13 protein-coding genes are annotated in these 10,545 nt (G+C 65.5%); 6 read left to right on the forward strand and 7 right to left on the reverse strand.

Translation table 11 applies throughout. The annotated features are described in order from the left end of the window. The first annotated feature begins 134 nt into the window (after window positions 1-134). Window positions 135-425, forward strand: coding sequence for a type II toxin-antitoxin system RelE/ParE family toxin (locus tag ACE026_RS01810; RefSeq protein ID WP_486037435.1), 291 nt, complete (start codon window positions 135-137; stop codon window positions 423-425). Window positions 426-476: 51 nt separating this feature from the next. Beyond that, window positions 477-779 (forward strand): addiction module antidote protein, encoded by a 303-nt coding sequence (locus tag ACE026_RS01815; protein WP_486037437.1) that lies wholly within the window; start codon window positions 477-479, stop codon window positions 777-779. 41 nt (window positions 780-820) lie between these two features. On the opposite strand, the gene ACE026_RS01820 is transcribed toward ACE026_RS01815, so the two are convergent. The 6 genes from ACE026_RS01820 to ACE026_RS01845 form a co-directional block, all read right to left on the reverse strand. Next, window positions 821-1,426, reverse strand: a complete 606-nt coding sequence (locus tag ACE026_RS01820) for a DUF2894 domain-containing protein (RefSeq protein WP_486037438.1) — start codon at window positions 1,424-1,426, stop codon at window positions 821-823. Next, complete coding sequence (locus tag ACE026_RS01825) at window positions 1,416-2,063, reverse strand: OmpA family protein (protein WP_486037440.1); 648 nt, start codon at window positions 2,061-2,063, stop codon at window positions 1,416-1,418. Before ACE026_RS01825 ends, ACE026_RS01820 begins: the two co-directional genes overlap by 11 nt. Continuing rightward, complete coding sequence (locus ACE026_RS01830) at window positions 2,060-4,465, reverse strand: DUF802 domain-containing protein (protein ID WP_486037441.1); 2,406 nt, start codon at window positions 4,463-4,465, stop codon at window positions 2,060-2,062. Before ACE026_RS01830 ends, ACE026_RS01825 begins: the two co-directional genes overlap by 4 nt. A 10-nt stretch (window positions 4,466-4,475) precedes the next feature. Next, window positions 4,476-5,153, reverse strand: coding sequence for a DUF3348 domain-containing protein (locus ACE026_RS01835; protein WP_486037443.1), 678 nt, complete (start codon window positions 5,151-5,153; stop codon window positions 4,476-4,478). Between the two features lie 89 nt (window positions 5,154-5,242). Then, window positions 5,243-5,596: a hypothetical protein gene (locus tag ACE026_RS01840; protein WP_486037444.1), complete on the reverse strand. Its 354-nt coding sequence runs from the start codon at window positions 5,594-5,596 to the stop codon at window positions 5,243-5,245. A gap of 28 nt (window positions 5,597-5,624) precedes the next feature. Continuing rightward, window positions 5,625-5,867 carry a hypothetical protein gene (locus ACE026_RS01845; protein WP_486037446.1) on the reverse strand — a complete coding sequence of 81 codons (243 nt, stop codon included), beginning with the start codon at window positions 5,865-5,867 and terminating at the stop codon, window positions 5,625-5,627. A gap of 69 nt (window positions 5,868-5,936) precedes the next feature. Here ACE026_RS01845 and ACE026_RS01850 point away from each other — a divergent pair, with 69 nt between their 5' ends. Then, window positions 5,937-6,656, forward strand: a complete 720-nt coding sequence (locus ACE026_RS01850) for a hypothetical protein (protein WP_486037448.1) — start codon at window positions 5,937-5,939, stop codon at window positions 6,654-6,656. A gap of 21 nt (window positions 6,657-6,677) precedes the next feature. On the opposite strand, the gene ACE026_RS01855 is transcribed toward ACE026_RS01850, so the two are convergent. After that, window positions 6,678-7,676, reverse strand: a complete 999-nt coding sequence (locus tag ACE026_RS01855) for an aldo/keto reductase (protein ID WP_486037449.1) — start codon at window positions 7,674-7,676, stop codon at window positions 6,678-6,680. 263 nt (window positions 7,677-7,939) lie between these two features. Here ACE026_RS01855 and ACE026_RS01860 point away from each other — a divergent pair, with 263 nt between their 5' ends. The 3 genes from ACE026_RS01860 to proP all read left to right on the forward strand — a co-directional run bounded on the left by ACE026_RS01860 (window position 7,940) and on the right by proP (window position 10,504). Further along, complete coding sequence (locus tag ACE026_RS01860) at window positions 7,940-8,353, forward strand: host attachment family protein (RefSeq protein WP_486037450.1); 414 nt, start codon at window positions 7,940-7,942, stop codon at window positions 8,351-8,353. Window positions 8,354-8,362: 9 nt separating this feature from the next. Further along, window positions 8,363-8,689, forward strand: a complete 327-nt coding sequence (locus tag ACE026_RS01865) for a thioredoxin family protein (RefSeq protein ID WP_486037452.1) — start codon at window positions 8,363-8,365, stop codon at window positions 8,687-8,689. A gap of 327 nt (window positions 8,690-9,016) precedes the next feature. Beyond that, window positions 9,017-10,504, forward strand: coding sequence for a glycine betaine/L-proline transporter ProP (gene proP, locus ACE026_RS01870; RefSeq protein WP_486037454.1), 1,488 nt, complete (start codon window positions 9,017-9,019; stop codon window positions 10,502-10,504). The last annotated feature ends 41 nt before the right edge of the window (window positions 10,505-10,545 follow it).

Genomic DNA, 10,545 nt, shown 5'->3' on the forward strand with positions numbered 1-10,545 from the left:
TTACAAAGCTACCACCGGGATTTGGCGAGGGCAAGGGGGCTGGAATGAGTGCGTGTTGACCGCGTGCCCACGGGGATCGGACCCAAGGCGCTTTGACGAATTGTAGCCGGCGAGCTACAGTTGCCCGCGTGGATGTGAAACGCACCCAGGAATTCAAAGACTGGATCGACGGCCTCCAAGACGTGGTCGGACGGATGCGGATCCTTGCCCGGATTCGCCGCCTGGCAGATGGCAACCCAGGCGATCATCGAAATCTGTCCGGCGGTGTATCGGAGCTTCGGATTGACGTCGGCCCCGGATACCGCGTGTATTACACGCACCGTGGAGGCGAGGTCGTGATTCTTCTGGTCGGGGGAGATAAATCGAGCAAGTCTGCGCAACAACGGGACATCGCAAGAGCACAGGAATTAGCACGTCACCTGTAGGGCACTCCCATTGAAAGACAATAGCCCCGAATGGTTCGGAGTACAGATGCCATGGCAATGAACAAGAAAACGCGCTTGGAGACATTTGATGTGGCCGAGCACCTGCGAACACCCGACGAGATGGCGGCGTATCTCGATGCTTGCATCATTGAAAGTGACGGTGATGCGGCGTTCATCGCCAAGGCGCTTGGGGATATCGCGCGCGCGCAAGGCATGAGTAAAGTGGCGCGTGATGCGGGTCTGTCGCGCGAAAGCTTGTACCGGGCTTTGTCCGGTGAACGCAGCCCTGACTTTGCCACAATCCTTAAAGTCACCCGTGCGCTAGGCGTGACCCTGCATGCCAGCGCGGCGTGATGTTGAATCCATGAGACTTACGGACGCCGGCGCGGAGACAATCAGCCAGGCGCCTTACCCACACGCGGCCGCCGCGGCTTCGTCCCCCGCGGCACAACCTTCGGCGTTGCCACCAGCACGCCCCACTGATGCAGATGCTCCATGCCGGACAGCGCATCCAGATAGGTCATGAAATGCGCCAGATACGCCGGGGAGGTCTCTTTCATCAGCGTCAAGGCGCGATGGACCAGCACGCCGGAGTTCAATGGCCCGCCATTGGTGGGTACCTGGGCCAGCGATTCCTTCAGCTGGCTGGCATTGCGCAGCGTGGCCCAGCTCGCACGAACCTCGGCCAGCACCGGCAGTTCGGGGTACGCAGCGTTGTGCTGGCCGGTCAATTCCGTGACCAGCGCCTGCAGGCCGATGCGCCCGGCTGACGGGCTTGGCTCGGATGGCACCGCTGCCGATGCCTTCGCAATCCGCTCCCCGTAGCTCGCCATCAACGCATCCAGCTTCGCCTGCAACAGCGCCCGCACCTCGCCGTCATGCGCCTGCGCGCGGGCATGCAACGCGTCGATCACGGCAAAGCGGGTGCGATCGAGCTGGTCGAGTTTGTCCGCTCGCCAGTTCTCGAGAATCTCAGCGGTTGCGACAGAACTACGGGGCATCCGCTGCCTTGCGGGTCTTGGGCTTGGGAATAGGCGCGATCTCCACGCGGCGATTCTTGGCACGGCCGTCTTCGTCGGCGTTGGAACTCACCGGCTGCTCGGAACCGAATGCGGCGGCAAACACCGCGTCCGACGGCACGCCTTCAGCGATGAGAGTGCGGGTCACGGTCAACGCACGCTCGGCGGAGAGTTCCCAGTTGTCGGCGAAACGCCAGTTGCCATCGCGCACCTGCTGGTCGTCGGTGAAGCCGCTGACCATGAGGATCTCCTCCCGTGAGGCCAGGTAGCCTTTCAACGGCCCGGCCAGACTCTTGAGGACGTCGGCACCTTCCGGCTGCAGCTGATCGGAGTTCAACGCGAACAGCACATTGCCGCGGATGCCGATGCGGCCATCCACCAGCGTCACACGCCCGGCCGCGAGCGGGCCGGCCAAGGCCTGCTCCAGCGTCTGCCGACGCTGCACTTCGGCCTGGCGCTGCTTGACCTCCTCATCCAGCCGGTGGGTCAGCTCCAGCTGCAGCGCAACCACGCCGACCAGGATCAGCACGAACGCGCCCAGCAGCACCGACATCAGGTCGCCGAAGGCGGCCCAGATCGGGGCGCCTCCATCGGCCTCGACTTCGATCTCGTCGCTCATGCCGAGGCGGCCCCGGCCTTGCTGCTGCGGCGGCCAGCCAGCTGCTGCAGCTCATCGATGATCTGCTTCTGCGAGAGCACGCTGAGGTCGATCACCTCGCGGGCCTGGGCCACGTAGTAGGCAAGCTGCTCGTCACTGCGGGCCAGCGAGCCGTCCAGGGAGGCAGCGATCTGGGCCAGGCGCTCGTTGAGGCCATCGCTGGCGGTGCCGAAGGACTGTACGGCGCTGCCGAGCGCGTCGGCCAGGCTCGCCACTTCCACCGCGCTGCCGGTGACCTGCGCGGCGACGCTGCCGAGCTTGCCGGTCTCGGCTTCGATGTGATCGGTGAAGCGCGTGCCGACGCGGTCGAGCAGCTCGGCCGAGGTCGATACCAGTGCATCCACCGCGACGCGCTGCTCGTTGGCAGCGTGGTTGACCGCAGCGAGCAGCGTCTCCACGGTGGCGAGCAGGCGGCTGCGTTCTTCCAGCGTGGCGGTATCGCGGACCAGGCTGTCGGAGAGTTTGCTGCGCAGTTCGGCGACGACATCGGCGGCGGCCTTGGGCGCTTCCGAGGCGGCTTGGACCAGCCGCGAGATCTCGCTGATCGTCTCGCTGGCGTGCGCCTGGGCCTGTTGGGTGATGTCGTTGGCGGTGCGGGCGAGGGTGTCGCAGATCTCCTGCTGACGGCTGGCCACGCTGGCGCCGGTCTGTTCCCAGCGCTCGCCCAGGCGGGCGCTCATGCCGGTGAAGGCATCGGTCCACACGCTCAGGCGCTGCTGATCGCGTGCTTCCAGCGCGTCCTGCAGCTGGGCATGCGAGTGCTGCATCGCCTCGCCGAGCGAAACCGCCTGCGCCTGCAGCGTCGCGGCGGCGGCATCCAGTGCGTGCTGGTGACGCTCGCTCACTGCGGTCGCAGCGGCATCCTGACGGGCCAGCGCCTGCTGCCAAGCATCGGCAATCTGCGCAGTCGTGGCCTCCATCCGGTTGCCGACGGCGTCGACCAGGCCGGTGGCCCGGGCGTCATGTGTTTCGGTGAAGCTGGCCAGCGCCGTGCTCAGGTCGCCGGTGAGCGCAGCATGGGTCTGCTGCTGCGCAGCCTGAGCCTCCTGCCAGCGCTGCGCGGTCGCGTTGAGCTCAGTCGAGACTGCTTCAAGCAACGCGCTGGAGCGCTCGCCATGCTGCTCGGCAAACTTGGCCAGCGCACTGCGCAGCTCGGTCGCCATGGCTTCATTCGTCTGCTGCTGTGCGGACTGGGCCGCCTGCCAACCGTCGGCGGTACTGACCAGTTTCGTGGAAACGGCGTCGAGCAGGCCAAGCGCGCGTTGATCGTGCTGGGCGGCAAATCCGTCCAGCGTGGCGCGCAGGTCGGCGGTCAGGGCCGTGTTGGTCTGCTGCTGGCTGTCCAGCGCGGCCTGCCAGGACGCGGCGGTGGCGGCGCGGCTGGCGTCGAAACCCTCGGTCAAACCGGCCAGCTGGTGCTGCACCGCATTGGTCACCGTCTCGTGCATGGTGGCGTTGGCGCGGGTGATGCCGGCGAGCGTGGTGTCCATCACCGGCTGCAAGGCCGCACCGACCGCACGCGCGCTTTCGGCGACGCTGTCCTTGAGCGATTGTTCGATGGCCGCGGTCAGGCGGGCATATTCTTCGTCGGCCTTGGCATGGAAGCTCTGCTGGTTGGCCAGCAACCGCTCGCCAGAGACGTTGCTCTGCTGCTCGATCGCGCTGGTCATGGCCTGCAGCCGTTCGACCAGCGCCGGCATCACTTCGGCCTGCTGCTGCAGCAACCGGAAAGCTTCATTGCGTTGCCAGGACTGCGAGTGCGTGTGCAGGGTGGTGGCGATCTCCACGTCCAGCCGCTGCACCGCTTCCAGCCGCTCACGCCGGCACAGGGCCGAGAGCAGGCCCAGCATCGCGGAAGTGGCGACACCGGCGATCGAGGTACCGAAGGCGACCGCAAGGCCTTCCACCGGCGCGCCCAGCGAGCCGCGGATGGCCTGCAGGTCGGTCGCGCTTTCCAGCGCCAGCCCGGTGCCGCGCAGGGTCGCCATCATGCCGAGCAAGGTGCCGAGCATGCCGAGCAGCACCAGCAGCCCGACCAGGTACGGGGTCAGGACCGGGCCGGGCAGGGCAATGCGCTCGCCTTCCACGCGCAGGCGCACTGCGTTGCGCAAGCTGGGATGCAGCTGGCCGAGCCAAGTGACGAGCCCGGCGCTGGCGGTGCCTGCACTGGCGCTGGCCGCCGTGAGCGAGGCGGTCGCCTGCCGGTAGCGATACAGCTCCAGGCCACCGGCGAGGTAGCAGATAGCGATCAGCAGGGCGACAGCGAAACCGACCGGATTGGTGCTGGCATAGCCCGCGCCGATCCAGCACACCGCGACAAGGCCAAGCAGGAAAACAACGTAGTGAAGACTGGTTCTGAACATGACGTCCCGGTTAGTGGGTGCGAAGCGCTGCAAGCAGGCCTTCGATCGGTTGAAAACGGATATCCAGCTCGGCCAACAGCAGGCTCTGCATGTCGCGGCGGAACACCTCGCGCCAGGCATCATCGCTGCCGCCGTCGCGCAGGCGCTCGAAATGCACCCTCAGCAGCACCGGCACCTTGGCCAGCAGGCTGTACTCCCGCGCGCTCAGGGTCTGCTCCATCAGCGCATCCACCTCGGCCAGCCGCGCCATCTCGGGCGAGGTGCGGGTCAACATGTCGCGCAGGCGCCCCCGCAGACGGCTGGTGGCACTGAGCATGGCGCGCTGCAGGGTGAGGTAGCGCTCGCCGTACACGGTGTATTCGACAGGGGCGTCGGCACCGTCGGCGTCAACCAGCCGGCGAGGCGCCTTGGCTGACTCAGGTTCCTGAACGATGCTCGCCTCCAGCGCCGCGCGGAGGCGTTGGCACTCGGCGTCCTCGTCGGCATCGAAATCCGGCCCCTCGACCGCGGCCGGCAGCCGGCCATCGAGCGCCTTGGACAACGTCACCGCCCGCGTCCAGTCCACCCATTCGCTGAGCCGGTCCGACAGGGCCGGGCCCGCCGAGGACAGGTTGCTTTCAGCGAGGCGGGCCAGCAGCCGGATGAAGGCCGGGCCCGGGACAGGCGTCCGTTGCGCGGTTTTGGCCATTGTTCCGGTTAAAACGACGAATTTTACACCTGATTGGCTGCGGGGTGCCTCGGGAGGTCATTCAGATGCCCCGCGGGCTCGCCCGATATCTAGGTGGAGGGCGGAGCGGGACGACGGACCGCCAAAGGCACCCTCACTGTCGCTGCAGCAAGTTCGAGTGTGGCCAGGGCAACCAGCACACAGACAAACGCGGCCTTGCCGGCAGTGACCAGCAACCAGCCACCGATTGCCGGAAATCCGAAGATGCCAATGAAATACGAAACCACAAACCACGTAAGTGCCGCATGGCGGTCTTGCTCCGGTGAGACGTTGACCGCCCAAGTCTGGATCACCGGATAGAGCAGGCCATAGCCGGCACCGGTGAGGACGGCGGCGGCGTGCAGGGCGAACGCAATCCCAAGAAATGCAGCGGTCAACGAGAGGCCGCCCTGGGTGACAGCCACGAGAAGCAAAATCGATCCTGCCGGCGCATCAACCGACCAGAGGAACACCGATCAGGGTGCCAACCAGGGCCATGCCAAGTGTGTTGCCTGCATCGATATCGCTGCCGCCATGCGCACGGAACCAGACCGAGATCAGGAACGTTGCGCCATATCCCGCCGCAGTGAACAGCGTGCCCAACAGGATGAGTGGCGTTGATGTGCTTGGCATGGTGCGAGGGGTCAATAGAGGCAATTGCGTCAGCCGCAGCCGGTTGTTCTCACCGCCGTCCAACGCGACCCATGAAGTGTTGTTTAGAATTCGGCTAGGATTCTGTCAGGCATTGCGCGACCAGGAGGGCGGGTGGATAAGTATCTGGATTCAGGCTGGATCGCGGTGTACATCGCACTTACGTTGGGATTGGTGCAGGTATTCCAGGTGCTCAATCGCCGCAAGCGGGCGATCCGTTACGAGGTGAGCCCAGTCAATCACCTGGTCTCGATCAATGAAAATGCCTTCGGAGCGGTGGAGGTGTTCTTCCACGGCAGGAAGGTGCCCGATGCCGCCATGCTGTGGCTGACCGTGAAGAATGTGGGGAATTCGGCCATCCGCGCTACCGAGATCACGACGCCGCTCGGGATCCGCTTCCCCGGTGCGCAGGAGATCATCAGTTGTCATGTTGAGCAGGTCAGCCCGGAGTCGCTGCGCGACGAGGTGACCATCAGCGTGGTGGAGGAGCGCGTGCAGATCTCTCCGTGCATGCTCAACCCGGACGACATGATCTCTGTCGGTATCGTCGTGGCGGGTTACAAAGGGCATCAAGCGCATGGCCGGATTGAAGGCATTCGTGAGCTGAAAGAGGTCGCACCCCATGGAGACAGGGTTGGTCAGCGCGACATCGCCCTCGGGGTGGGATCGCTGTGCGTCGGTGGTCTTGGCATGATGATCATCACCGGTCTGTCGTCCGAGCAGATGCTCACACTCTCCGGCACCGCATGGAATCCATTGGCAGTGTTCGGATTGCTGGTGGTAACTGCCCTGGCGGGAATGCGCTGGGTGCAGGCGCGGGGAAAGCGCAAGTAAGCGCGGGACCCGCGCGCGCCCTTAATCAATCGGCAGTGGTGCCAGCGGGGACACCAGCCCTTGCTCGCGAAGCGCGCTCCAGAACGCGGGCGCAATCGCCACCTCTGCCAGCGCCAGATTCTCCGCAATGCGGCTGGGCTGACTGGCACCCGGGATGACCGCCACGACGGCGGGATGCGCCAGCGAGAACTGCAGCGCCGCAGCACGGATATCCACGCCGAACTGCGCGCACAGTTGCTGCAGTCGACCCACGCGTTGCAGTACATGGGCGTCGGCTTTCTGGTACTCGTAATGCGCGCCACCGGCAAGGATGCCGGAGTTGTACGGCCCCCCAACCACGATGCTGGTGCCGCGCGCTTCGCTAGCCGGCATCAGGGTGGCGAGGGCGTCGTCGTGATCCAGCAGGGTGTAACGCCCGGCGATCAGGAAGCCGTCCGGGTCGGCCTGCTGCAGCGCCATCACGCAGGGCTCCACGCGGTTGACACCCAGGCCCCAGCCCTTGATGACGCCTTCCTCGCGCAGCCGGGTGAGCGCGGTCGCGGCGCCGGACATCGCCTGATGGAAGACCGCACGCCAATCGTCGCCGTGGAAATCCTTGGCCGGATCGTGGATCCAGACGATGTCGAGGCGATCAGTTTTCAAGCGTTTCAGGCTTTCTTCGATGGCGCGCAGGGTGCCATCGGCGCTGTAGTCGTAGACAATCTTGTTGGGCAGGCCGTGTTCGAACAGGCCACCCTTCTCGCCGAGGTCGCGGCTGGCCGTGTCTTCGGTTTCCTCCAGCAGGCGGCGCCCGACCTTGGTGCTCAGCACATAAGCATCGCGTGGGTGGTGCTGCAACGCTTCGCCGAGGCGCAGCTCGGCAAGCCCGGTGCCGTACATCGGGGCGGCATCGAAGTAGCGGATACCGTGTTCCCACGCGGCATGGACGGTGTCCAGTGCCTCCTGCTCGGGAATGGCGCGGTACATGTTGCCCAGCGGTGCGGTGCCGAAGCCGACGCGGCCGGGAATGTGAATGCTCATGGGGATTGGGTCCGGGGTTGCAGGCCAGCCAGTCTGCGCGCGGCACCGTTTCTCAACCACCCGCCCACCGGCGAAAGACAGTTGCCCCGGGCGCAAGGATCCCGGTGTGAGCGCCCACCTGGATGCCCGGCACCCCTCGCAGAGCAGGGCGGACAGGGCCTGCATACGCGGTGCATACATCTGTATGCACGGTGCTTACATGACGTTGCCTACGGTGGAACCCGAGTGCACCCGCGCTCGGCTTTCCCCATTAGGAGTAGAAGATGAGCCAGCAGATCCCCGAAGGTACCCTCGTTGTTGTCGCCGATGGCGGCTCGGCCCGCGTGTTCACCAACGCCGGCACCGCGCACAAGCTGCAACTCAAGCAGGAGGGGGAACTGCAGCTGCAGGCCGTCAGCGAAACCGGCGCATCCGGACAGGGCCCCTCCGGCTCCGTGCCGCAGGAGATGACGATCTCCCAGCTCAACGAGGCGACGTTTGCCAAGCAGGTTGCGGCGCAGTTGAACGAAGACGCGTTGAAGAACCGCTACGCGCATCTGATCCTGATCGCCGATCCGCAGACGCTGGGCCGTATCCGCCCGTTGCTGCACAAGGAAACGCAGGAGCGCCTGATCAAGGATCTCGCCAAGGACTTCACCAACGCGCCGCTGGAAGATATCCAGCGCGCTCTGTCCTGAGCATCGCCCATGGCCTTCGTTCGTGAGTACAGCCCATCGGACATCACCCGCGCCGAGATCGATGCGGGGAGCGGGTGGTTGTTGCTGGAATTCGGCACCGGCTGGTGTGGCCATTGCAGTGCCGCCCAGCCGCTGCTGCAGAAGTTTCTGGGTGGCTACGACGCGACACACGTGAAGGTCGAGGATGGGAAGGGGCGGCCACTGGGCCGCTCCTTCGCCGTGAAGCTGTGGCCGACCGTGATCCTGTTGCGCGACGGCCAGGAAATCGCGCGCGCGGTGCGGCCGCATGAGCGCGAGGACCTGGCGCCGCTGATCGATGCGCTGGAACGCGTGTGATAGACCGTGTTGCCGACGTTTCGCCAACGCGTATTCATCGCGTGAAACGCCTTGAAAACAGCTTGAAACACGCTGTTCCATGCGCCGCAGACACGCATGAAGGGGATCGAGTGCGCCAGGTGTAGTAAGATGGTCCGCTTGATCACCCCCGGGCCATTGCCCGCTTCCTGGTCATCCATCCCGCAGCGTCGCTGAGTCCACGCGGCCGTCCGGGATCGTCTGTTGCAACCCCTCTTCGCGCATCGCGCTGTGTCATCAGAGGCGGTATTTCCTGTGCCGTGCGCGGGACCTCGGGCGCCGCGATGGCCTGCTTCCAGGAGAACGCAGATGCAGGACCTGCCTGCCGCACACGCTCATTTCGGCTGGTTCAAACGCCGCCGCCAGATGCATGTCGACGAAGTCACCGTCGTTGATCGCCCGATGTTGAAGAAGGCCGTTGGCGCCGCCGCGCTCGGCAACGCGATGGAGTGGTTCGATTTCGGCGTCTACGGCTACCTCGCCGTCACCCTCGGCCACGTGTTCTTCCCCGACAGCAGCCCGACCGCGCAGCTGATCGCCACCTTCGCCACCTTTACCGTCGCCTTTCTGGTGCGCCCGCTGGGCGGGTTGGTGTTCGGGCCGCTGGGTGACAAGTACGGGCGGCAGAAGGTGCTCGCGGCCACCATGATCCTGATGGCCGCCGGTACCTTCAGCATCGGGCTGATTCCCTCGTATGACCGTATCGGCATCTGGGCGCCGGCGCTGTTACTGCTTGCCCGTATCGTGCAGGGGTTCTCCACCGGCGGCGAATACGGCGGCGCGGCCACCTTCATCGCCGAGTATTCAACCGACCGCAACCGCGGCCTGATGGGCAGCTGGCTGGAGTTCGGCACGTTGGGCGGCTACATCGCCGGTGCCGGCACCGTCACCGCGCTGCACATGGCTCTGAGCAGCACGCAGATGCTGGACTGGGGCTGGCGCATTCCGTTCCTCGTCGCCGGTCCGCTGGGTCTGCTTGGCCTGTACATGCGCATGAAGCTGGAGGAGACGCCGGCCTTCCGCGCGTATGCCGAAGAGGCCGAGAAGCGCGATCACGAACGCCCCGGCCTGGGCGCGCTGTTCCGCGTGCATTGGGCACAGCTGCTGATCTGCGTCGGCCTGGTGCTGGTGTTCAACGTCACCGACTACATGCTGCTGACCTACATGCCCAGCTATCTGAGCGTGACGATGGGCTATGCCGAAAGCAAAGGCCTGCTGCTGATCATCATCGTGATGCTGGTGATGATGCCGCTCAATGTGCTGGGTGGGCTGTTCAGTGATCGCCTCGGCCGCCGCCCGATGATCATCGGCGCCTGCATCGCGCTGTTCCTGCTGGCGATCCCGTGCCTGAAACTGGTGGGCAGCGGCAATGACTGGCTGATCTTCCTCGGGCTGATGCTGCTCGGCGTGGCCCTGGTGTGCTTCACCAGCTCGATGCCGTCCACCCTGCCGGCGCTGTTCTACACCCCGGTGCGCTACAGCGCGCTGTCCATCGCCTTCAATGTCTCGGTCTCGCTGTTCGGTGGCACCACGCCACTGGTCACCGCCTGGTTGGTGGAGCGTACTGGCGATCCGCTGGTGCCGGCGTACTACCTGATGGGCGCGGCGGTGATCGGCGTGATCACCATGCTGTTCGTGCGTGAGACGGCGGGCATGCCGCTGCGGGGTTCTCCGCCAGCCGTGGCCAGTGAGGCTGAAGCGCGCGCCCTGATGCGCAGTGATGAGCCGGTCACGGTGGATGCGACCCAGCCGACGCTGCCGGTGGCTGCGGTGCCGGAGGATGCGCGTCCCGCGTAAGGCCGGCCGAGCTGCTGGGCATCAGTAGTGGGGGGGGGGGG

Source organism: Stenotrophomonas sp. AGC87 (genome assembly GCF_057333975.1).

Coding starts and splice junctions, on each gene's coding strand:
- ACE026_RS01815 (WP_486037437.1), top strand. CDS start 477: ATGGCAATGAACAAGAAAACGCGCTTGGAGACATTTGATGTGGCCGAG.
- ACE026_RS01820 (WP_486037438.1), bottom strand. CDS start 1,426: ATGCCCCGTAGTTCTGTCGCAACCGCTGAGATTCTCGAGAACTGGCGA.
- ACE026_RS01825 (WP_486037440.1), bottom strand. CDS start 2,063: ATGAGCGACGAGATCGAAGTCGAGGCCGATGGAGGCGCCCCGATCTGG.
- ACE026_RS01830 (WP_486037441.1), bottom strand. CDS start 4,465: ATGTTCAGAACCAGTCTTCACTACGTTGTTTTCCTGCTTGGCCTTGTC.
- ACE026_RS01835 (WP_486037443.1), bottom strand. CDS start 5,153: ATGGCCAAAACCGCGCAACGGACGCCTGTCCCGGGCCCGGCCTTCATC.
- ACE026_RS01855 (WP_486037449.1), bottom strand. CDS start 7,676: ATGAGCATTCACATTCCCGGCCGCGTCGGCTTCGGCACCGCACCGCTG.
- ACE026_RS01860 (WP_486037450.1), top strand. CDS start 7,940: ATGAGCCAGCAGATCCCCGAAGGTACCCTCGTTGTTGTCGCCGATGGC.
- ACE026_RS01865 (WP_486037452.1), top strand. CDS start 8,363: ATGGCCTTCGTTCGTGAGTACAGCCCATCGGACATCACCCGCGCCGAG.
- proP (WP_486037454.1), top strand. CDS start 9,017: ATGCAGGACCTGCCTGCCGCACACGCTCATTTCGGCTGGTTCAAACGC.